This window comes from Streptomyces actinomycinicus (assembly GCF_016741775.1).
Taxonomy (GTDB): domain Bacteria; phylum Actinomycetota; class Actinomycetes; order Streptomycetales; family Streptomycetaceae; genus Streptomyces; species Streptomyces actinomycinicus.
In genome coordinates this window covers 1-20,764 of the sequence record NZ_JAERRK010000038.1, presented here as the reverse complement: position 1 = coordinate 20,764, position 20,764 = coordinate 1, and the positions used below count along the sequence as shown (strand labels likewise).

The 20,764-nt window shown below is 72.8% G+C and carries 18 protein-coding genes; 11 read left to right on the top strand and 7 right to left on the bottom strand.

The window, feature by feature from the left end:
- Nucleotides 1-125: 125 nt before the first annotated feature.
- The 4 genes from JK359_RS37750 (at nucleotide 126) to JK359_RS37735 (ending at nucleotide 5,115) form a co-directional block, all read left to right on the top strand.
- The gene (locus tag JK359_RS37750) at nucleotides 126-1,787 is read left to right on the top strand and encodes an FAD-binding oxidoreductase (protein ID WP_201844159.1); all 1,662 of its coding nucleotides are present in this window, start codon (nucleotides 126-128) and stop codon (nucleotides 1,785-1,787) included.
- Nucleotides 1,788-1,860: 73 nt separating this feature from the next.
- Complete coding sequence (locus tag JK359_RS37745) at nucleotides 1,861-3,135, top strand: GNAT family N-acetyltransferase (RefSeq protein WP_201844158.1); 1,275 nt, start codon at nucleotides 1,861-1,863, stop codon at nucleotides 3,133-3,135.
- A 57-nt stretch (nucleotides 3,136-3,192) separates the two neighbouring features.
- Nucleotides 3,193-3,789, top strand: coding sequence for a TetR/AcrR family transcriptional regulator (locus JK359_RS37740; RefSeq protein WP_201844157.1), 597 nt, complete (start codon nucleotides 3,193-3,195; stop codon nucleotides 3,787-3,789).
- A gap of 123 nt (nucleotides 3,790-3,912) precedes the next feature.
- Entirely contained in the window at nucleotides 3,913-5,115 is a 1,203-nt protein-coding gene (locus JK359_RS37735) for an MFS transporter (RefSeq protein ID WP_201844156.1), read from the top strand.
- A 91-nt stretch (nucleotides 5,116-5,206) separates the two neighbouring features.
- On the opposite strand, the gene JK359_RS37730 is transcribed toward JK359_RS37735, so the two are convergent.
- Nucleotides 5,207-6,154 carry a ScbA/BarX family gamma-butyrolactone biosynthesis protein gene (locus tag JK359_RS37730; RefSeq protein WP_201844155.1) on the bottom strand — a complete coding sequence of 316 codons (948 nt, stop codon included), beginning with the start codon at nucleotides 6,152-6,154 and terminating at the stop codon, nucleotides 5,207-5,209.
- Between the two features lie 115 nt (nucleotides 6,155-6,269).
- Between JK359_RS37730 and JK359_RS37725 the strand changes: the two genes are divergently transcribed.
- The 3 genes from JK359_RS37725 to JK359_RS37715 are packed head-to-tail and all read left to right on the top strand — an operon-like array spanning nucleotide 6,270 to nucleotide 8,552.
- Nucleotides 6,270-6,893: a ScbR family autoregulator-binding transcription factor gene (locus JK359_RS37725; RefSeq protein ID WP_201844154.1), complete on the top strand. Its 624-nt coding sequence runs from the start codon at nucleotides 6,270-6,272 to the stop codon at nucleotides 6,891-6,893.
- Complete coding sequence (locus tag JK359_RS37720; protein WP_201844153.1) at nucleotides 6,890-7,744, top strand: NAD(P)H-binding protein; 855 nt, start codon at nucleotides 6,890-6,892, stop codon at nucleotides 7,742-7,744. The genes JK359_RS37725 and JK359_RS37720 overlap by 4 nt, the downstream gene beginning before the upstream one ends.
- A 49-nt stretch (nucleotides 7,745-7,793) precedes the next feature.
- Complete coding sequence (locus JK359_RS37715; RefSeq protein WP_201844152.1) at nucleotides 7,794-8,552, top strand: SDR family NAD(P)-dependent oxidoreductase; 759 nt, start codon at nucleotides 7,794-7,796, stop codon at nucleotides 8,550-8,552.
- Nucleotides 8,553-8,720: 168 nt separating this feature from the next.
- On the opposite strand, the gene JK359_RS37710 is transcribed toward JK359_RS37715, so the two are convergent.
- Nucleotides 8,721-9,899 (bottom strand): IS701 family transposase, encoded by a 1,179-nt coding sequence (locus tag JK359_RS37710; protein WP_201844151.1) that lies wholly within the window; start codon nucleotides 9,897-9,899, stop codon nucleotides 8,721-8,723.
- Between the two features lie 224 nt (nucleotides 9,900-10,123).
- On the opposite strand from JK359_RS37710, the gene JK359_RS37705 reads away from it, so the two are divergent.
- The 3 genes from JK359_RS37705 (at nucleotide 10,124) to JK359_RS37695 (ending at nucleotide 13,065) form a co-directional block, all read left to right on the top strand.
- Nucleotides 10,124-10,714 carry a TetR family transcriptional regulator gene (locus JK359_RS37705; RefSeq protein ID WP_201844150.1) on the top strand — a complete coding sequence of 197 codons (591 nt, stop codon included), beginning with the start codon at nucleotides 10,124-10,126 and terminating at the stop codon, nucleotides 10,712-10,714.
- A gap of 245 nt (nucleotides 10,715-10,959) precedes the next feature.
- On the top strand, nucleotides 10,960-12,243 hold the full coding sequence (locus JK359_RS40305; RefSeq protein WP_201844149.1) for a helix-turn-helix domain-containing protein: 1,284 nt from the start codon (nucleotides 10,960-10,962) through the stop codon (nucleotides 12,241-12,243).
- Nucleotides 12,244-12,459: 216 nt separating this feature from the next.
- Entirely contained in the window at nucleotides 12,460-13,065 is a 606-nt protein-coding gene (locus JK359_RS37695; protein WP_201844148.1) for a response regulator transcription factor, read from the top strand.
- A gap of 61 nt (nucleotides 13,066-13,126) precedes the next feature.
- Here JK359_RS37695 and JK359_RS37690 read toward each other — a convergent pair whose 3' ends face one another.
- A complete protein-coding gene (locus tag JK359_RS37690; RefSeq protein WP_201844147.1) occupies nucleotides 13,127-14,356 on the bottom strand; it encodes a sensor histidine kinase in 1,230 nt (409 codons plus the stop codon).
- A 203-nt stretch (nucleotides 14,357-14,559) separates the two neighbouring features.
- On the opposite strand from JK359_RS37690, the gene JK359_RS37685 reads away from it, so the two are divergent.
- Nucleotides 14,560-15,429 carry a GNAT family N-acetyltransferase gene (locus tag JK359_RS37685; RefSeq protein ID WP_201844146.1) on the top strand — a complete coding sequence of 290 codons (870 nt, stop codon included), beginning with the start codon at nucleotides 14,560-14,562 and terminating at the stop codon, nucleotides 15,427-15,429.
- Nucleotides 15,430-15,471: 42 nt separating this feature from the next.
- On the opposite strand, the gene JK359_RS39685 is transcribed toward JK359_RS37685, so the two are convergent.
- The 4 genes from JK359_RS39685 to JK359_RS37660 all read right to left on the bottom strand — a co-directional run.
- Nucleotides 15,472-17,124 (bottom strand): SagB family peptide dehydrogenase, encoded by a 1,653-nt coding sequence (locus JK359_RS39685; protein ID WP_236679082.1) that lies wholly within the window; start codon nucleotides 17,122-17,124, stop codon nucleotides 15,472-15,474.
- A gap of 31 nt (nucleotides 17,125-17,155) precedes the next feature.
- Entirely contained in the window at nucleotides 17,156-19,432 is a 2,277-nt protein-coding gene (locus JK359_RS37670) for a TOMM precursor leader peptide-binding protein (protein ID WP_201844145.1), read from the bottom strand.
- A gap of 60 nt (nucleotides 19,433-19,492) precedes the next feature.
- Nucleotides 19,493-19,645: a hypothetical protein gene (locus JK359_RS37665; protein WP_201844144.1), complete on the bottom strand. Its 153-nt coding sequence runs from the start codon at nucleotides 19,643-19,645 to the stop codon at nucleotides 19,493-19,495.
- 125 nt (nucleotides 19,646-19,770) lie between these two features.
- Nucleotides 19,771-20,764: sulfate adenylyltransferase subunit 1 (locus tag JK359_RS37660; protein ID WP_201844143.1), on the bottom strand; the 994-nt coding region annotated here is incomplete at its 5' end.

Sequence of the window (20,764 nt, the reverse complement as noted above, 5' to 3'; positions counted from 1 at the left end):
CGTCATCAGTGGAATTCGGGCCAGGACGGTTCTAGCGTCTTCCCGTGCCCCGTCCGGCCGCCGTTCATGCGCGGCCCGCTCTTCGGACCAGGGCCCCAGCTTCCCTCCAGCCATGAGGTGGAACCATGTCATCTGCACGTCCCGGCCGCCGGTCCGTTCTGGCGGGCGGTGCCGCCGCGGTCGGTACCGCGGCACTGACGGCCACCGCACCGCCCGCCGCGGCGGGTCCGGCGACCGGCACCGCCGCCGGCGCCAAGGTGCGTGCCACAGACCCCCGTTACGAGATGCTGACCACAGGCATCAACAAGCGCTTCGTGGCCCGCCCCGAGTACGTCAAGATGATCCGCTCCCCGGCGGACGCGGCGAGAGCCCTGCGCGAGGCGTTCCGTGACGGAAAGCGCGTGTCGGTGCGCAGCGGCGGCCACTGCGTCGCGGACTTCACCTGCAATCCGGAGGTGGAGGTCATCCTGGACTTCTCCGAGATGACCGACGTCGGCTACGACGCGAGGTTCCGCGCCTTCTACGTCGACGCCGGCGCCCGGCTCTACAACGTGTACGAGGCCCTCTACAAGGGCTGGGGCGTCACCCTTCCGGGCGGCGTGTGCCACAGCGTGGGCGCCGGCGGCCACGTGTCGGGCGGCGGCTACGGGATGCTGTCCCGGGCCTACGGCCTGGTCGTCGACCACCTCTACGCGGTGGAGGTCGTCGTCGTGGACGCGCGCGGCAAGGTGCGTACGGTGGTCGCCACCCGGGAGGAGGACGACCCGCACCGCGACCTGTGGTGGGCGCACACCGGGGGTGGCGGCGGCAACTTCGGCCTGGTGACCCGGTACTGGTTCCGCTCGCCGGACGCCACCGGCAGCCGGCCCGGCGATCAGCTGGTCAACCCGCCCGCCCGGGTGTGGGCGAGCGCCCTCGACTTCCCTTGGGAGCAGCTCGACGAGGCCTCCTTCACCCGGCTGCTGAAGAACTTCGGCTCCTGGCACGAGCGGCACGGGGGACCGGACGACGAGTACCGCCACCTGAGCAGCCTGTTCAACGTCAACGCCAAGGCCTTCGGCCGGCTCAGCCTCTTCACGCAGATCGACGCGACGATCCCCCGCTCCCGCGCGCTGCTCGACGCCTATCTCGCGGAACTGCTCGACGGGACCGGTATCGAGCCGGTGCCGATGGAGCGGCCCAGCGGTGAACTCGCCGCCATGCCAGGGCAGTTCCGTCCGATGGAGCTGCCGTGGCTGGCCGCGGCACGGATGCTGGGCGCACCGGACCCGGTGGGCGCCAACCCGGTTGCCCGGGTGGGGCTGAAGTCGGCCTACTTCCGCAAGAACTTCACCGGCCACCAGGTCGCCTCGCTGTACCGGTTCCTGGCCGGTCCGGAGCTGGACAACCCGGACACCACGCTGGTGCTGCTGTCCTTCGGCGGCCGGATCAACTCGGTGCGGCCGCACGAGACGGCCAGCGCACAGCGTGACTCCGTGTTCAAAGTGATCTTCCAGAACATCTGGTCGGACCCGAAGGACGACGACCGGTACATGCGGTGGATCCGGGATTGGTACCAGGACGTCTTCGCCGAGACCAAGGGCGTCCCGGGGACCGACGGCGTGACCGACGGCTGCTACATCAACTACCCCGACCCGGACCTCGCCGACCCCCGCCACAACCGCTCCGGGGTGCCCTGGCACGCGCTCTTCTACAAGGGCAACTACCGCAGGCTCCAGCGGATCAAGGGCCACTGGGACCCGTCGGACTATTTCCGCCATTCGCTCTCCGTCACCACAGGGCGTTGACGCATCGCAGGTGAGGGGCGCGGCCCACGACGGCCGGGCCGCCTCGCCCGCGGCGACCGGAGGTTGAGCAGCAATGACCGATTCAGCGGTGATCGACATACGTACCGTCACCGACGACGACCTTCCCGCCTGGACCCGCACCTGGGGGAACGGCTACCTGCGCTCCTACACCGAGAGCAGCGTCGACACCATCCGGTCGACGGCGGGCCGGGACCGGCTCATCGGTGCCTTCGACCTGGACCGGTGCGTCGGCACGTACCGCAGCTCCGCCCAGGAGCTGACCGTGCCCGGCGGTGCCGTCCTGCCCGTGTCGGCGATCTCCAAGGTCAGCGTCGCCGGCACGCACCGCCGGCGCGGCCTGCTGAGCCGGATGGTGGCGATGGACCTCCAGGGCGCCTTCGAGCGTGGTGAGCCGCTCGCCGTGCTGGACGCCGCCCAGTACCCGCTCTACGGCCGCTACGGCTTCGGCCCGGCCACGGCGATGGCCTGGTTCGAGATCGACGTGCACCGGGCAAGGCTGGATCCGCGGCGCACCGCCGATGTCTCCGGGGTGCTGCTGGTGGACGCCCGGGAGTACCTGAAGACGGCGCCCGCCGTGTACGAGCGGCTGCGTGCCGTCCAGCCGGGCGCGCTGCGCCGGGACGAGCAGTGGTGGCTGGACGCCACCGGGCAGCGTCCGGCCGGTCCGCCCGACCGTCCCGAGCCGTTCTTCGCGCTGTACCTGGACCCGGAGACCGGCGAGGCCGACGGACTGCTGACCTTCACCGCGGAGGAGACCTGGGGGAGCATGCTGCCCCGCTCGCCGCTGTGGATCCGGGACCTGATCGCGGTGTCGCCGCGGGCGGAGTCCGCCCTGCTGCGCTACGCCGTGACGGTCGACTGGGTCACCACCGTTCACCTGCCCTACCGTGCCCCGGACACCCTGCTGCCGCTGTGCCTCGGCGATCCCAGGGCGGCCCGGATCAGCGCGCTGAGCGACTACATGTGGCTGCGGATCCTCGACACGCCCCGGGCGCTCTCGGCCCGCACCTACGGCGTCGACGGCGCTCTGGTGCTGGAGGTGACCGACCCGGCCGGTCATGCGGCGGGCGTCTGGTCGCTGGAGGGCGGGCCGGACGGGGCGTCCTGCACCCGTACCGGGCGCGGGCCGGATCTGCGGCTCGGCGTCCGGGACCTGGCCTCGCTCTACCTGGGGGACGACTCGGCCACCAGGCTGGCGGCGCTCGGCGGCACCGAGGAGGTGCGGCCCGGCGCGCTCGCGCGGGCGGACGCGATGTTCCGCACCGGGCGGCGTCCGTGGTCGCCGCGCGCGGTCCTGGGCCCGCGCTACCAGGCGGGGGCTCCGTGACCGGCTCCAGGACATTTATTGGATCGACCCATCCAAAACCTGTGCTACGCTCGGGGCATGGCCCGACCGAGGACCTTCGACGAGGAACGGGCCCTGGACGCGGCGATGCGCACGTTCTGGGAGAAGGGCTACGAGGCCACCTCCACGCAGGACCTGTGCGACGCCACGGGGCTGGGGCGCAGCAGCATCTACAACACCTTCAAGAGCAAGCACGACCTCTTCGAGCGTGCGCTGGCCCGCTACATCGACTCCATGACGAGTGCGCAGCTGGCCGTCCTGGAGGACCGGCGGCTCAGCGCCGCCGATCGCATCCGCACCCTGCTCGCCACGGTCGTCGACGGCGAGACGGAACACCGGGCGGGCGGCCGCAGTCTCGGCTGCCTGACCGTCAACACCACGGTGGAGCTGGCCGCCCGGGACGCCCGGGCGGCGGGGATGCTGGAGCGCGACACGGCGCGCCGCCTGGCCGCCCTGCGCGCGGTGCTCGAGGAGGGCCGGCGCGACGGCAGCATCACCTCCGCCCGGGATCCCGGAGCGCTCGCCCGCTTCCTGAACGCGGCGATCGGCGGCATGCGGATCTCCAGCCAGGGCGGCGCCGACCGTGCCGCGCTGGAGTCGATCGCCGACGTCACCCTGGACGCCCTGACCGCCTGACGGACAGCGCCGCCCGACCGGGGCGGTGCATCCGCACACCCAAGTTTTGAACTGACCGATCCATAACCTACGCGCCCCGGCCCGCCGCGGCCGGCCGGCGCCGCCCCCCAAGGAGACCGAACCGTGCCTCGCGCCGTATACGTTCTGGCACTCGGCATCTTCGCCATGGTGACCAGCGAGTTCGTGGTCGCCGGACTGATGCCGCAGATGGCCGACGGCCTGAACGCGACCATCCCGCAGATCGGATACCTCATCACCGCCTTCGCGGTGGCCATGGCGGCCGGCGGGCCGTTCCTGACCGTGGCCGTCATGAAACTCCCGCCGCGCACCGCCCTCATGGTGCTGTTCGTCATCTTCCTGGCGGGCAACGTGCTGGCCGCCACCGCGACCGGCTACGCCACGATGATGACCGCCCGCATCGTCACCGGCATCGCCTCCCAGGCCTTCTTCGGTGTGGGCATCTCCCTGTGCGCCCAGATCACCCGTCCCGAGGTACGCGGCCGCGCGATCGCGGTGGCGATGAACGGCCTGATGCTCGGCACCCTGCTGGGTCTGCCCATCTCCACGCTCGTCGGCGAGAACTTCGGCTGGCGCGCGGCGTTCTGGACCATCACCTTGATCACGGTGCTCGCCGCGGTGGCCACCTTGTTCGGGGTGCCGCGCACCGAGCGGGCCCAGGGCGGTGGCACCTTCCGTGAGGAGGTCGGCGTCTTCCGCAAGCCCAAGCTGTGGCTGGTGCTGTCCACCAGCACGCTCATCATCGGCGCCACCTTCTCCGCCTTCAGCTACTTCAACCCGATCCTCACCGACGTGACCGGCTTCTCGACCGGCACCGTCCCCCTGCTGCTGATCGCCTACGGCGCCGCCACCGTCATCGGCAACAACGTCGTCGGCCGCTTCGCCGACGGGCACACAGTGCCGGTGCTCGCCGTCGGCCTGGTGCTCAACACCGTCTTCCTGGCCGGCTTCGCCCTGCTCGCCGACCTGCCCGCCCCGGCGATCGTCTGCATGATGGGCATCGGCCTGGTCGGTGTCACCATGAACCCGGCCATGGCCACCCGGGTGCAGCGCACCGGCAACGCCGGCCCGCTGGTCAACACCGTGCACTCCTCCTTCATCACCCTCGGCATCATCCTCGGCTCCTCCATCGGCGCCGTCGTGATCGACGCCTGGGGCCTGCGCGCCCCGCTCTGGCTGGGTGCCGCCATGGCCGTCGCCGGTCTGGCCACCGTCCTGCCCGACCTGGCCCGGCGTGGCGCAGCCCCGAAGGAGGCCGCGGCCGTCGCGGAGGTGCCCGCGCCCGTCAAGCAGGCCGAACAGGTCTGAGCCGCACGGCGAACGGGGCGGCCGGCCGGCCGCCCCGTTCGCCGTGCGACCGGCCGTCGGATGCCGCCCCCGCCGAGGCATCCGACGGCCGTCACCGGTGGCCGGGCCCGGTCTCGTCCAGCGTGACCGAGCAGGAGAACACCTCGTGGCCGTTCTGAGTGCCGGTCACGGACAGCCGCGCACGCCCCACCGTGTCGGCGCCGGTGCGCCTGGCCTCGATCCAGGCGGGGGCATCGAGTTCCGTGTAGCGGTGGAACCGGGTGTCCATCGCCGTCACCCGACCCGCAGGGCGGCCGCAGACGGCTCGGGCCGCCTGTTGGGCGGCTTCCAGCAGCAGCATGCCGGGAACGTGGTCGACGGGGTGGTCGAAGAGCACGGAGTGCCTGGTGTCGACCCGCAGTCGCCAGCGGTGCGGCGTGCCGGCGGGTGCCAGGACGACGTCGTGCGGGTCGGCGCGGCCCACCTCGGCCGCGGACACGGGCTGCGGCACGGGTGCCGGACGGATCGCGGCCTGGTCGGCGTGGTCGCCGCGCAACCGCCGGTAGACGGCCGGGGCCTGGATGGTGAACCGGCTGCTCGCGGCAGCCAGGGGTATGCCGTCCCGCGCCACCTCGTAGGTGAGCGAGAGTAACGCCACGACACCCCGGCGGCGCACCACCTCCCGTGCCCGCACGCGCAGTTCGAGGCCGGCCTCCGAGCCGTCCGCGCGCAGCACCGCGGGTTCCAGGCACCAGGCGTAGGTGTCCCAGACCAGATGGTGGCCGAAAGGGACCTCGTACGCCTCGTGCGCCAGCAGGGGGAAGGTCTGCCGGACGGTTTCGCTGAGCAGAAGAGGATCGTGCCGGAGGGCGCGCACGGCATAGAAGGCGTGGTCCCCCGGCCAGCGTGCGGTGACCACGAAGCGGTCGTCCCCGGTGCGCCGCCAGCCGGTCAGCAGGACCTCGTCGGCATTGCGTTTGTGGACGGACTGCTTCGCCACCCTGGGCGGTGCCTGGACGGCGGGGTCGATGGTCGGCGGCTTGGACAACGTCACTCCCATAGAGCAGAAGGTGACCGAGCGAGGATCGCTGCGGCCGTCACTGGACTGCGGGGGTCAGTCGCAGGTAAACGTAAAGGACGTTCTTTTTGTTGTCGAGGATGGCTGAGACGAGGCGATGACCCCACCGACCCAGGAAAGAGCCCTGCGCACCCGTGAGGCGCTGCTGTGGGCAGGAGCCGAGGTGTTCGACGAGTTCGGCTACGCGGGCGCGGGCATCTCCCGCATCCTCGAGCGCGCGAAGGTCACCGCCGGCGCCCTCTACTTCCACTTCAAGTCCAAGGAGGGGCTGGCACTTGCCGTGATGAGCGCCCAACCCCAGGTGATAGAGCCCAGGTTGCACTCCCACGGACTGCAGCGCCTGGTGGACATCACCCTGGTGTGGGCCTGGGAGCTACAGGTGAATCCGCTGCTGCGCGCAGGTGTCCGGCTCTCGGTGGAACAGGGCAGCTTCGGGATGCAGGACGCCTCCTCCTACCTCGGCTGGACGGAGATAATGGCCGACTGCCTGCGCACGGCCGTCGAGGAGGGCGAACTGCTGCCCGGTACCGCACCGGAGGACATCGCGGAGTTCCTGGTGGGAGCGTGTACCGGCGTCCAGCTGTACGCGCAGCTGGTGAGCAACCGTGCGGACCTGCCCCGGCGCACCGTCCTCATGTGGCGGATGCTCCTGCCCGGCATCGCCCGGCCGGAGACCGTCGCCCGGATCGACCTCGACGTCTCGAGGGGCAACGCCGCATGAGTCCGCGCATCGCGGTCGCGGGGGCCACCGGAACCGTCGGACGCCACCTGGCCCGGCTGCTGGCCGGCACGCACGACGTACGAGCGCTCACCAGGTCACCGGAACGGGCCGCCCGCAGCGGGGTCGGCGGCCGCCCGGTCCGTGCGGACTTCGGGCGCCGGGCCGGCCTGGAACGCGCACTGGAAGGGGCCGACGCCCTGTTCGTCGCCACCTTCGACCCCGGTGCACCCTGTCATGACGAGCATCTCGCCGCCGCGGCCGAGGCGGCGGGCGTGCGCCATGTCGTCAAGCTGTCCGCGCTCGCCGTCCTCGACACCGGCGCACAGGACCTGATCACCCGCTGGCAGCGCGACTGCGAGCAGCTCTGGCAGTCCTCGGGCCTGACCTGCACACTGCTGCGGGCGCGTGCCTTCATGTCCAACGCCCTCGGGTGGGCCGGCGCCGTACGGGCCGGCGAACCGGTGCGCACGCTGCACGGCGACACCCGCAACGCCTGCGTCGACCCCGCGGACGTGGCCGGGGTCGCGGCCCGCGCCCTGACCGTACCCGGGCACCAGGGCCGCGCCCACGCGCTGACCGGACCGCACGCGCTCTCGGCGCGGGACCAGGTGGCCCAGCTGTCCGGACTGCTGCGACGACCCCTGGTGCACGCCGAGTTGAGCGAACGCGAAGCCCTGGACCGCTGGCGCGCCCGGTATCCGGAGCCCGTCGCACAGGCCATGCTGGAGCGGGTCGGGCGCCAGGTCGCCGGGGCCAAGGAGACCGTCACCCAGGACGTGCTGCGGGTGACCGGCCGTCCTCCGGCCACCTTCGGGGCATGGGCCCGCAGACATCTGGCCGACTTCCGCTGAGCACACCGGCCGATCACACCCGACACATCCCCGGAGGGGACGACAGCTCATGCTTCTGCACGGCAAGACCATCATGATCACCGGCTGCTCCAGCGGCATCGGGGCCGCGGCGGCCCGGCTGTTCGCCGCGGAGGGAGCCGGCGTCGTCCTGATGGCCCGGCGCGAGCGGCACCTGCGCGAACTGGAGGAGGAGATCACGAAGAACGGCGGATCGGCCCTGGCCGCGCCGGGTGACGTCACCGACGAGCAGGACGTGGCCCGCGTCGTCGACACGGCGGTCGAGCGGTTCGGCCGGCTGGACGGGGCGTTCAACAACGCCGGCTGGGCGTCCGTCGGGAAGCTGCTGCACGAGACCGACCAGGCGGACTACGACCGTGTCATGGACGTGAACGTGCGCGGCGTGTGGAACTGCCTGCGCCGGCAGATCCCCGCGATGCTGGCCGACGGGCAGGGCGGCTCGATCGTGAACACCTCCAGCGTGGCGGGCGTGCTGGCCCCCGGCTCGGGCGCGCCGTACGTGGCCGCGAAGCACGCGGTGCTGGGCCTGACGCGCGCGGCGGCGGCCGACTACGGCGAGCAGCGCGTCCGGGTCAACGCCCTGGTGGTCGGCAGCGTCCGGACCGAGCTGATGGACGAAGTGCTCGCGGACAACCCGGGGTTGGAGGAGCCGTGGGTGCGGCGCGCACCCCAGAAACGCATGGCGGCGCCCCGCGAGGTCGCCGAGGCGGCGGCCTGGCTCCTCGGCGACCGGTCGTCCTTCGTCACCGGCACCGCCATGGCGGTCGACGGCGGCTGGACCGCCGCCTGACCCCCCACCCGGCCCGCGTCTCGTCCACCCACACCCACCGCAGCCGCCCCGCCCGGTGCGCCGCCGGCACCACCGCGAAGGCGCCCGGCACGGTTCACCCGGTCTCGCCACGGCCGCGGCGGACCCCGTACGGTTCGCCGGTGCCCGGTGCCCGGTGCGCCCGGACCGTCAGGCGCTCAGCCGTGCGGCCGTACCGGCGGGGTAGAGGCGCCGGTAGGCGTAGGCGGCCGACACCATCGTCATGTGATGGTGCCAGCCGGGGAAGGAACGCCCTTCGAAGTCCATGAGACCGTAGCTCTCTCCCAGCGTCTCCAGGGTGTCCCGGACCAGCTGCTGACGGCGCATCAGGGAGCACACGTACCCCATTCCCCGTCGGTGCAGTGTGCTGAGCCAGAACTGCGGCTGCCCGGTCTCGTCGGTGGCGTCGAGGGCGAAGAGCCGGTACCGGCGCGGGGGCCGGCCGGGTTCGCGCTGCCCGGGCAACTGCACCAGCGCCGAGCGGACCTCCGCCGGTCCCGTCCCGTCGTCGTACCGGGACAGCGCCACCCGTGAGTGCGCCCCGCCCTCCCTGATCACGTGCTCGGCCGTCGACAAGGCCGCGGAGAGGGGCTGCGCCGCACCGGAGGAGTGCTCCAGCACGGGGTGGTCGGGGCGGATGCGGACGAGGAACTCCGCGCGGGCGGAGGCGAGTACGCCGGTGATGCGGGCCAGGTCGCCGGTCACCGTCAGGTCGGCGACGAGCGGTGGGCGCTGCACCCGGGGTGCCCCGGCCGCGTCGGCCACCATGTCCAGCGCGCACTCCCAGGCCGAGCGGCCGTCGGCGGTGTCCGGGATCCGTGCCCGCCGGCGCAGCGCCCCGTCCTCCCGCCACCCGCCGTCCAGCACCAGGCTCCAGTCCACCGGGACCGCCTCGGTCGTCGACACCAGGAACAGGCCCACCCCGACCTGGCAGTTGACGGTGGCTCCCAGACCGGGCACGAAGCGGCGCCCCACGCCGACCGACCGGCCCCCGCGCTTCTCGGCCACGAAGGTCCCGGCGACCCACACGTGGTCCGGGAGGCGGCGGGCCGCCAGGCGGGCGAGGGCCGCCCGGGGCTCGTGCCAGTCCCAGGGGCTGGACGTGATGAACTGCTGGAGCGCCTGCCCGGCGCTCGGTGAGCCGCACATCTGCCCGGCCAGGCGCTTCATCGTCTTGCGGCCCGGCGTGCTGAGCAGTCCGCGCAAGTACACATCGGCCCAGCGCCGTTGATCGGCGCGGGGCAGGCTTCCGAAGACGGTGCGGACGAACTCGGTCAGCGGCCACCCGGAGCGCGCGATCGGCGGGCCCGCAAGGCAGGTGGTGACCATGTTGTGCTCCCCCTTGGTGCGTCGGCTGATAACCTCGACCCGCCGAAAAACATAGCAGACGTTCTCTTTGTTTCAGGGGCCGGATCCGGCCGGTCATCTGCCCTGCGGCCGGGCGCACTTGCCTGGACTGCCTGGATGATGGATGGTTTGTCTCAGGATGCGGACCGGCGCCATGTGTCGTCCAGCCGTTCGTCCAGGGGCATGCAGTGTGGGAGAAGGCCGGGGTGAAGCAGGTACGGGCCGTGCGGACACGGCGCCTCATCGTGCAGGCCGCCGCCGACGAGTTCGACCGGCACGGGTACGCGGGCACCCCCCTGATCTGCGTCACCAAGGCCGCCGGCATCTCCATGGGCGCGCTGACCTTCCACTTCCCCACGAAGCCGGACCTCGCGGACGCCGTCCAGGCATCCGGTACCGGGCTCACCCGGGAGGTCGTGGCGCGCGTGGGCGGGCTGTCTGTCCCCCCGGTGAGCCGTGCGCGCGCACTGGTGCTGTCGATCGCCCGGCTCCTGTCCGAGTGCACAGCGGTCCGGGCGGCCGCACGCCTCAGCCGTGAACGCTCCACGGCGGGCGTATGGGCGGACGCGTGGCTGGCCTGCCTGACCGAACTGCTGCGCAGTGCGCACGAGGAAGGGCGGCTGCGCAGCCAGGTCGCACCGGAGGCGTTCGCCGAGTCGGTGCAGTTCCTCATCACGGGCATCGAGGAGTACACGCGCTGCGCCGGCCCCGGCGCGGACGCCGACCCCGCCGCCGTCCGCCGTGTCGCCCGCGCCTGGGACCTCCTCCTGTACGGAGCGTCCCGGCCGGCGCCGTAGCCCGGACGACGACTTGACCAAGTAGGCGCGAGTTGAACGATCATCCTTGCGCCGGACCCGGCCGCGGGTGACTGTTTATGCCGGGTGACGGTTCAATCGGCAACGACGCCGGTGCACGCCTGTCCATGGCCCCGTCCCCGCGCGCAGCGACTGCCCGGCCCGCCTCGACCGCCCCGGAGCCGGGGCCCTGCCGCCCACACGTCCCCCTCCGCTTTCCCATCCCTGCCGACAGAAGGTGACAGAAAGTGAACACAGTGCTGGAGGCCGGAACTCATCCGCTGCACGGCCGGGCCACGGAAGTACAGGCGCTCCGTCAGGCGATCCACTCCGCGCACCGGACCGGATGTCTCCACGTCTCGATCGAGGGGGGACCGGGCACGGGCAAGTCCCGACTGCTCGCCGAGGCCGCGTCGATGGCCGGGGCGGCCGGTGCGACGGTGCTGAAAGGTCTCCAGGAAGAGCCCGGCGGTCCCTGCGACCGCACCCTCGTGGTCCTGCTGGACGACACCCACTGCTCGGACCCGGCGGACGTCAAGGCACTGGCGCGACTGCGGCTGGAGGCTGCCGGGAGGCCCGTCGTCTGGTGCACGAGCCGGCGCTGGGGCCGGCCCAACAGCCCCCTGGACATCGCGCTCGGATCCCTGGCCCTGCCCCACCGGATGTTCCGGCTGCGCCCGCTGGACGACCGGGCGGCCCAGCGGATGGCCCGCGACATCCTGGGCGCCGAACCGGACGAGGAGCTGGCCCGGACGGTGTCCGCGGTGTCCGGGCACCCGAAGGCGCTGCGGGCCCTGCTCGAGGGGCTCATGGACGAGGGCAGGGTGGACGTCGGTGCGACCGCCCGGCTGAACGGCGCCTGCCTGCCCGAGAGGTTCAAGGGACTGGTGCGGCTGTATCTGCAGAGCTGCTCCCCGTCCACCACGCACCTGATCCTCGTCGCCGCGGTGCTGGGCACCCACCTGATCTTCGGCGAGCTGACCGAGGTGCTCGGGCTGAAGGCTTCGCAGCTGCTGCCGGACATCCAGGAGGCCGTCACGGCCGGACTGCTGAGCCAGGACGGTGACGACGTGCGCTTCGCCAACCCGCTGTTCCGGCGCGTGGTCATGGACTCCATGGCCGCCTCGGCCCAGGTGGCCGTACGGGAGCAGGCGGACGAGTACCGGGCCCGGCAGTTCGGCGCCGCCCTCGACTGGTCCGGCCGGGACGCCGGCGCGGACGCGACGGTCGTACCCCTGCGGCGGCCGGCGGCGGCGCCGGCACCGCCGCCGGCCGCCGCCGAGTGGGCGCACCTGACGGAGAAGCAGGTGGTCATCGCACGGCTCACCGTCCAGGGACTCACCAACAAGGAGATCGCCGAGCGCCTCTACCTGTCACCGCACACGGTGAACTACCACCTGCGCAAGATCTTCCAGGCCCTGTCGATCCGCTCCCGCACCGACCTCGTGCGTCTCGCGCACACCGCCGCCGCGGGCGGAACCGGAGCCTCCGGCGCCGCGGAACGGCGCATCGGAGGTCACGCGCAAGCCTGAACCTTCCTGGCGTGGGCGTTCGAATCGGACGCTCGATTTTCAGCCGTCCTCGGCGGCCCATCGGTGCATTAACCACCTTCTTCCCCCGCACCGAAGGAGCCGCCGAGGCGGTGGCCTGGCTGCGGCGGAAGCCGCCACTCAGCTACTCAACCGGGGTGTCTCCGCGTAAAGTTCACGCCAAGTGCAGCGAATCATCACACTGACGCGGGGGAATCAGTGATCCGAGTCTTGCTCGCGGAAGACATGATCATGCTCCGCCGGGCCCTGGCCTCGCTCCTCGAGCTGGAGTCGGACATCGAGGTGGTGGCCGAGACGGGCAACGGCGACCAGGTGCTGCCGCTGGCGCTGGCGCACCGGCCCGACGTGGCGGTGCTCGACATCGACATGCCGGGCATCGACGGTATCGAGGCGGCGGCCCTGCTGCACCGGGAACTCCCCGCCTGCCGGACCGCGATCCTGACCACCCTCGGCCGGCCGGGCAACCTGCGCCGGGCCCTCGAGGCACACGCCTCGGGGTTCCTGCTGAAGGACACCGAGCCCGCGCGGCTCGCGGCGGCGATCCGGGAGGTGGCCGCCGGCGGGCGGGCGGTCGACCCGGAGCTGGCCCTCAGTGCCCTGCAGGCGGGGGACAGCCCGCTGAGCGCCCGGGAGACCGAAGTCCTGCGGCTGGCCGCGGAGGGGGAGGAGGTGCCGGAGATCGCCCGCGCGCTGTTCCTCTCGGCGGGCACCGTGCGCAACTACCTGACCGCCGCGGTGACCCGGCTGAACGCCCGAAACCGGATGGACGCCGTACGCATCGCCCGGGATTCCGGCTGGCTGTGACCGCGCCGGTGCGGATTGCCGGGGTTCCGGGCCGGCGGTGAACCGTACCCGTGCGGAAGCGCTAGGGGTGCCGGCCGGTCGTGAGTGCGTCCTCGCCGTCCTGCCCGGTGGCCTGCGCGGGCAGGTCGACGGCCAGCCTGAACCATCCGTCGGGGCGCTCACCGGAGTCGAGCCGGCCGCCGATGGCCGCGGCGCGCGCCGCCAGGCTGCTCAGCCCGTTCCCGCCCGCCGAGGCGACACCCGACGCCTCCGGGAAATGCGCTGAACGCGCGTCCCGCAGACCGTCGTTGGCGATGACGAGGTGGACCCGGCCGGCCCCGTGGGCGGCCTCGATCACACAGTTCTGGGCCTTGCTGTGACGCAGCATGTTGGTGACGCCCTCGCGCAGCACCGTGGCCAGCACCACGTCCACCGCCGGTGACACCGGACCCGTCGCCACCCGCACCTCGGCATGGATGCCGACCGCGCGCAACAGGGAGGAGGCGGCCTCGAGTTCCCGTTCCAGGCTCATCCGCAGATAGCTGCTGGCCACCGAACGCACCTCGGCGGACGCCTGCCGGGTCGCCTGCACGATCTCGGTGATCTCGCTCTCGGCCCGCTCGGGGTCGACCCGGACCAGGCGGTGCGCGAGTTCGCACTTGAGCGTGATGGTGGAGAGGCTGAAGCCCAGCAGGTCGTGCAGGTCACGGGCGAACCGCACCCGTTCCTGGGCCAGCGTCACCCGCACCAGCTCGTCACGGGCGGCCTGCACCTCGGCGATGACCCCGGTCAGCCGGCTCAGCCCGTACACCACGAGTCCGGTGAGGACGGTCGCCACCGTGTTGTACGGCAACTGGGCCACGCCGTAGCCGACCAGGAACTGCACGGCCCCCGTCGCCACGACGGCCAGGCCGAAGGCGGCCCAGGCGAGCGCCGGCCGCAGCACCAGCAGGCAGGAGGAGCAGAGGAATCCGGGCATGCCCAGCCAGGCCGCGCCGAAGAAGACGAACGGCGCGAAGGTCAGCACCGTCTGCAGGGCCAGGGTCAGCCCCCGCTGCCGGGCCCAGCGGGGCGCCCGGGCCGGGAACGAGTGGCAGAACTGCAGGCCGAGCAGCATCAGCATCAGGACACCGAACACCGCCAGCTTCAGCGCGCCGAAGCCTCCGCTCACCGCGTAGGTCAGCGCCACCCCGAAGAAGCAGAGGATGACGACGGTGGTGACGGCGGAGGCCATCCTGGGGGCCAGTTCGACGTTGCTGACCGGTCTGTGCCGCAGCGGGCGCGCCGAGACCAGCGGCCGGAACCATCGCATTGAAACCCCCACTCGAATGCGAATTCGGTAGGGGGTACAGCATAGGTCGAGATCCGGGATCCTGACCGGTTACCGGCGAGCACGCCCGACTGTGTCCCGTTCGTGCCGGTCGGACCGTCAACGTCCCACCCGTGCAAGCGACTTGGCGCCCCCGGCGCGGGTCGTGCACCACCCTGCGGCCGGTGCGTCGGCCATCATGAGGCATGCGCACCGACGACTGGCACCTCACCGGAGACGTCGACCACTTCCTCGCCCGGGCCGGGGCGTTCCTGCGCTCCCGCCCCGATCTGCACACCATGCTGCTGACCCTGACCGAGAAACTGCGCACGGGCGGAACGGCCGCTCGCGGTGCCCGATTCCCCGTGTTCGGCCGGCTGGAGCGAGGCGGCGAGGTGCATGCCGTCTTCTTCCAGCGCAGCCCGTCCGGACCGCTGAGCCTCACGCCGCTCACCCGCGAGCAGGCCGACGTGCTCGCCGCTCGCCTGGCCGGCCTCGGACACCCCGTCCCCGGCGTCAGCGGGGACCACGACACCGCCACCGTCCTGGCCGAGGCGTGGCAGCGGCACACGGGCGCGGCGCCCAGGCTCGGCACACGGATCCGCCTCTACCGGCTCGGCACCCTCACCCCGCCGGACCCGCTCCCCGAGGGCCGGGGCCGTGCCGTGGGCGAGCGGGACCACGGGCACGTCGTGCGCTGGTGCGGCGAATTCGTCGACACCGTCGGAGAGGTCCCGGCCGTGGACGCCCGCTCCTGGGCCGGCTCGCGTTTCGCCGACCGGCACTTCACGTTCTGGGAGACACCGGACGGCACCCCTGTCTCCATGGCCGCCGTGACGTCGATGGTCGCCGGGATGGTCCGGGTCGACCCCGTGTACACCCCGGCCCGCCTGCGCGGCCGCGGCTACGCGGGCGCCGTGACGGCCGAGGTGAGCCGTGCCGCGCTGGCCGCCGGCGCGACGCATGTCGTGCTCTTCGCGGACCCGGCCAACCTCACCAGCAACGCCCTCTACCAGCGCATCGGATACGTCCCGGTCACCGAATGGTCCGTGTACGACTTCTCCCCGCCGGGGTAGCGTCGGGCTCCCTGACGCCCCGGTGGGCCCGGTCCGTGCCGGTCAGGCCGTCAGCGTCCCGGCGGCCGGGCCCGGAAAGGCCGAGACCACGAACTCGCCCACCCCGGGCTCGGCACGCCAGTCGAGCCCGAAGGCGCGGGCCGCCGTCTCGGTGTCGCCGAAGGCCAGCGCGCACGGGCCGAGTCCCATGGCCGTGGCCACCAGGTAGAACGTCTGCTGGAGCGCTCCCACCTCTTTGAGGAGGGCGCTGTAGGCCGTGCCCCGGTACGCGCCGGCCGTACGGTGGTAGCGCGCCGTCATGCTGATCAGCACCGACGGTTCCTGGCTCAGCCCGGCGTTCCCGGCGGCCTCGTCGAGCAGCCGGTCCACCAGGTCCGGCGCCGTGTCCAGCGCCGTCAGCAGATGGCCGTGCGGGTCGTAGTGGTACACCCCGCGCTTGAGATCGCCGCCCCCGGCGACGGTGATGTACAGCTCCAGCGGATAGCGCGCCCCGAGACTCGGGTACGGCCGTCCGCCGGCCGGCCGCTCGGCGGCGGAGCGGTGCAGCAGTTCACCGAGCTGGTCCAGTGTCAGCGGCCTGCCGCCGTCGACCCGTTCCGAGCGGCGGGACGCGAGGACCTCGCTCAGACCGGGCTCGTGCAAGCCCGCACCGCCGCGCCCGGGCACCGGCAGGGCGATGCCGGCGCCACCGTCACCGGACCCGTTCCGGCCACCGTCACCGTCTTCGGAGCCGTCCGGCTTACCGTCACCGGCACCGTCACCGGACCGGTTCCGGCCGCCGTCACCGTCTTCGGACCCGTCCGGCTCACCGTCACCGACACCGGTTCCGGTCCGCTCACCGTCACGGGACCCGGTTCGCGCGTCGTCACGGGGCCCGGTTCGCGTGTCGTCGCCGGGGCCGCTCCGGCCGTCGCCGGCCGGGCGGGGTCCGTCGGCCCGGCCCACCGTCTCGTCGTGCGCCCCCGGTCTGCTGCGCTGGTGCACGAGCAGCTCCCGCGCCGACCACGGGGCCAGGGCGGTGTCCCGGTCCTCGGCGAAGGAGAAGAAGCCGTCCGCGCCGTCCTCCTGCGGGACACCGGGCACCAGCATTCCGGCGGCCTCGAGGTAGCCGACCGCGAGGGCCGTCTCCTCCACGGGCAGCCGGAGCAGCCCGGCGGCCCGGCGCACCGTGATGGGCCGCGCGTAGCAGCCCACCAGCCACCCGGCCTGCGGCGTGTGCAGCAGCACCCGGTGCACGGCCAGCGGCGACTCCGCCACCCAGCCGTCGGACCCGGTCCGCAGGGTGACGAACCTGGACAGCCGGTGCACGGCGTCCGCGGCGGGCCGGGCCGGGGAGAACCGGGCCCGCCGGGCGATCGGCACCACGGACAGGTGGTGGGTGCCCCGGGTGCCGGCGAGGGTGCGCACCACCACGTGCTGCAACTGCCCGAGGACGGCGTCCAGGGCCTCGTGCCGGGTCCGGTCACCGGCCTGCCAGGTGCCCTGGGTGAAACCGGGCAGCACGTTGTCGAGGGAGACCGGGCCGTACGTCATGCGCTCCAGCGCCCGGCCGACCGCGGTGGTCCCCGCGTCGAGGCGGATCTCGCCCCAGGGGGTGCTGACGACGCCGGCGCCCGGAACACCCGGCTCGGGCCGGAATCCGCAGTCCTCACGCAGCGACCACAGCGGCTTCAGGGAGGGGGTGGGGGGATTCATGGGCGAGACCTCGAAGGACGGTGTGACGCTGTCACAGGAAGAGCGGGACCGGATTGAGGTCCTCGTATCGGATCGGAGTGGACCGGCGGCCGAGCCGTACCGGAACGTCGTAGAGGCGGCCGGGGCCGAAGCGGGCCCAGAAGGGACGCAGCCCGGGGACCACCGTCTTGACCACCGGCAGGCCGGTGTCCGGCCGGGTCTGGTCGAGCACCAGCAGCTCGCTGCCGAGTCCGCGGGCGAGTTCCGCCGCGAACGCGACGTCGTCGGCGAGGTCGGTGCGCGGGAGGTACCCGAAGTCCCCGGGGCCGTGCGCCCGCCGGTCCGGGCCGGGCAGCAGGTAGGGCTGGTTCGCGGTGGTGGCGGTCCGCCACCAGGACAGTACGGCGGGATCGTCGCAGCTGTACCCGTTGCCGTCGGGTCCGGCCCCGGCGACCGGCGGGAGCATCTGGTTCAACTCCGCCACCGCCCGGCGCAGGGCGATCCCGGGGTCGAAGTGCGCGCCGAAGCCGAGGGTGATGTCCTGGGCCGGCTTGTCGGTCCGTGCGGACAGCGCGGCGAAGACCGGGACACCGAGGTCGCTGGTGAGGTCGAGGACCCACAGCCGGCGGGCGAGGCCCCGGTGCTCCTCGCGGACGCGCCGGACCCAGGTGTCGTCGAAGGCGTCGAGGTCCACTCCCGGCTGGCGGGTGCGGTTGTACCACCACAGGGCCACCGCGTCGCGTTCGACGAGTTCCAGGAACCCCTGCACGACCGCGTCCTCGCGGGAGCTGCCGGCCGCCGAGCCGTTGGAGTTCGCGGCGAACGGCCCTTTTCCGCCGGGCGCGTTGTAGTAGAGCATCGCGGTGGGCACCAGGCGGTGCCGCCCGCCGGTCAGGGACCACATCGGCGTCCAGTCGACCGGAGTCTGCTCGTCGAAGGGGTCGCACACGCGGTGCGCCGGGCCGTGCGCGGCGTTCCACCGGGCGCGGCCGGCGTACTGGCGGGGGTGGAACAGCTGGATCGTGTCCGGGTGCACCGCCTGGCCGGCGACGTCCCGGTAGGCGGCCCGCACGGTCGGCTCGTCCCCCTGGAACCAGCCGCTGTGCCGCTCGACGGCCTCGCACAGGGCGCTCACCTTCGCCTGTGTCTCGGTGGTGCCCTTGCCCGAGCTGTGGCTGCGCAGTCCGCTGCGCACCTGGGCGAGTCCGGTGGGTGCGGCGGCCGGATTGTGCCCGGAGTGGAAGCAGTTGAGGAACCCGGGGCCGCGGCGGTCGCGGCGGATCTCCTTGACCACTCCGGTCAGGTCGTCCACCAGATGCCCGTACTTCCGCAGCATCTCCTCCGCGGTCAGCGACCGCTCGCCGGTGCCGGTAGCGGTCTTGGGCCGGCTGACACACACGAAGGGGGCGTGGACCTGATGCGCCATCGACTTGGGGTCGCCGCAGGCCGGGCACTGCGGCCGCCGCCGTACTCCGTGGTGACAGCTCGTCAGGTCCAGCGGGTTCAGCGTCCACAGTGCGTTCTGGCCGGGGTGGCGCTGCCCGGCCAGCCACTTGACCGCCTCCAGGCAGGCCAGGTGCAGCCCGGCCGCGCGGCCCGCGGCGAGCGCGGAGGGCGGGGTGCGGACCGGGCGGCCGAGTGCCTGGCCGAGGAAAGCCTCGGCCGGGCGGTTACGGCGCAGCGGCTCGGCCAGACAGTGCCAGCAGGGGCCGTCGTCCGGCCGGAACACCGGCCCGATCCAGGGCTGTTCGCTCATGAGCCGGACCAGCAGCCACGGTGTTCCCGCGGACCGGTACGCGGCGTCCAGGTCCGCGAGTTCCGGGTCGAGGTAGCTGTCGCAGAGCACCACGGCGAGGCTCGGGGGAGCGGTGTCCTCGCCGGGGCGGTGCAGCCGCAGACCGTTGTCGGTGAGCGCGGCGGCCATCTCGGCGACGACCGCCCGGGCGTACGTTCCGGCCGAGGCGACCGCGACCGTGGAGACCTCGGTGCGCCGGGTCGCGGTCGGCCCGTCCAGGCCCGCCAGCTCCCAGAACGCCTCACTGGGGGAGGCGGGGGCGGCCGGCGGCCGGCAGGTGAGCAGCCCCGAGTCGAGCAGCCTGCCGACGACCTGCCGCACCTGTGCCGGGAAGAGCCCGCCGGGCGCCTCCGCGGCGAGCTGGTCCAGTGTCCGGCTGCCGTCCAGGAGCGGCGCCAGCTCGGTGACACCGGTGCCCCTCAGCACCGTCACCCCGCGTTCGGACACGAGGAACACCCCTTCTCCCGGTACCACTTCGGCCGTCAGGTGGTGCTTGAAGGCCAGTCTCGGTTCCGCGTCCTGTGCTTGCGTCACTGTGGTCCCCCGTTCCCCTGTGCGTCGGCTGCGGTGTGGTCGGCTGCCCTGCGTGGTGTGTCACTCCCCGAGGGCGGAACCCTCCGACCAGCAGATGCAGGTGGCCGGCTGGAACGGCTCGGCCGCCGAGGCGGCGAGATCCTCGATGACCAGGCCGTCCACGGCCGGGACGTCGGCGACAGGGCGAACGGTGCTGACTGCGGTGAGGTTCATGTCGGCCCTTCCCTCGGAATTCGCGGTGCGTTCGATGGGAAAGAGTGTTCCCGGACGAGGGCGGGGCCGACAGTGCCGGTGTCACCGGCTCGGCATGACGATCTCATGATCGTCAAGGGTGGCCGTCACGCTCCTTCCGGGACGTCGGCCATGCCCGCGGTGAGGGTGCTGCCGTCGTCCGGGTCGATGAGCAGGAACGAGCCGGTGCGCCGCAGTTCGGCGTAGCCGTCCAGGGCGAGCGGCTCGGCGGTGCGCACCGTGATCCGGCCGATGTCGTTGGCCTCGAGCGCGTCCGGCCGCGGGCGCTCGGTCAGGTCCCGCAGGTCGAGCCGGGAGCCGATCTCCTCGACCCGGGCCCGGACGGTCCGCGTGGTGTGCTTGACCAGCACCCGCTGACCGGCGCGCAACGGGCGTTCGGCCAGGTGGCAGGCGGTGGCGTGGAGCAGCCGGCGGGTGCGGGGCGCAGCGGTGACCGGGGCCAGCAGGTCGCCGCGGGCTATGTCGACGTCGTCGGCGAGGCGCACGGTCACCGACTGCGGCGCCCAGGCCGCCGGGACCGGGCCCGCCGGGGTGTCGATCGCCGCCACGACACTGGTGCGGCCGGACGGCAGCACGGCGACGGGGTCGCCGACCCGCAGCAGCCCGGAGGCGAGCTGACCGGCGTAGCCGCGGTAGTCGCGGTGCCCGGCGGTCTGCGGCCGGATGACGTACTGCACCGGCAGCCGGGTGGGTTCCGTGCGCGGATCGGCCCCGGCGGGCACGGTCTCCAGGTGCTCCAGCACGGTGGGACCCGCGTACCAGTCCATCAGGCCCGACGGCCGTACGACGTTGTCGCCGTCCAGTGCCGAGACCGGGACGGCGGTGACGTGCGGGATGCCGAGGGTGCCGGCGCACTCCGCGAACTCGGCGACGGTACCGGCGAAGACCTCTTCCGAACGGCCCACCAGATCCATCTTGTTGACGACGACCGTCACCCGGGGGATGCGCAGCAGCGCGGCCACGGCGAGATGGCGGCGGGTCTGCTCCACCACCCCGTGCCGGGCGTCCACCAGGACCAGGGCGAGGTCGGCGGTGGAGGCGCCGGTGACCATGTTGCGGGTGTACTGCACGTGGCCCGGT

Excerpts from the sequence above, each read along its gene's own strand:
- JK359_RS37750 (WP_201844159.1), top strand. The coding sequence starts at position 126 with ATGTCATCTGCACGTCCCGGCCGCCGGTCCGTTCTGGCGGGCGGTGCC.
- JK359_RS37725 (WP_201844154.1), top strand. The coding sequence starts at position 6,270 with ATGACCCCACCGACCCAGGAAAGAGCCCTGCGCACCCGTGAGGCGCTG.
- JK359_RS39685 (WP_236679082.1), bottom strand. The coding sequence starts at position 17,124 with ATGAATCCCCCCACCCCCTCCCTGAAGCCGCTGTGGTCGCTGCGTGAG.
- JK359_RS37685 (WP_201844146.1), top strand. The coding sequence starts at position 14,560 with ATGCGCACCGACGACTGGCACCTCACCGGAGACGTCGACCACTTCCTC.
- JK359_RS37720 (WP_201844153.1), top strand. The coding sequence starts at position 6,890 with ATGAGTCCGCGCATCGCGGTCGCGGGGGCCACCGGAACCGTCGGACGC.
- JK359_RS37665 (WP_201844144.1), bottom strand. The coding sequence starts at position 19,645 with ATGAACCTCACCGCAGTCAGCACCGTTCGCCCTGTCGCCGACGTCCCG.
- JK359_RS37710 (WP_201844151.1), bottom strand. The coding sequence starts at position 9,899 with ATGGTCACCACCTGCCTTGCGGGCCCGCCGATCGCGCGCTCCGGGTGG.
- JK359_RS37730 (WP_201844155.1), bottom strand. The coding sequence starts at position 6,154 with ATGGGAGTGACGTTGTCCAAGCCGCCGACCATCGACCCCGCCGTCCAG.
- JK359_RS37690 (WP_201844147.1), bottom strand. The coding sequence starts at position 14,356 with ATGCGATGGTTCCGGCCGCTGGTCTCGGCGCGCCCGCTGCGGCACAGA.
- JK359_RS37715 (WP_201844152.1), top strand. The coding sequence starts at position 7,794 with ATGCTTCTGCACGGCAAGACCATCATGATCACCGGCTGCTCCAGCGGC.
- JK359_RS37745 (WP_201844158.1), top strand. The coding sequence starts at position 1,861 with ATGACCGATTCAGCGGTGATCGACATACGTACCGTCACCGACGACGAC.
- JK359_RS37740 (WP_201844157.1), top strand. The coding sequence starts at position 3,193 with ATGGCCCGACCGAGGACCTTCGACGAGGAACGGGCCCTGGACGCGGCG.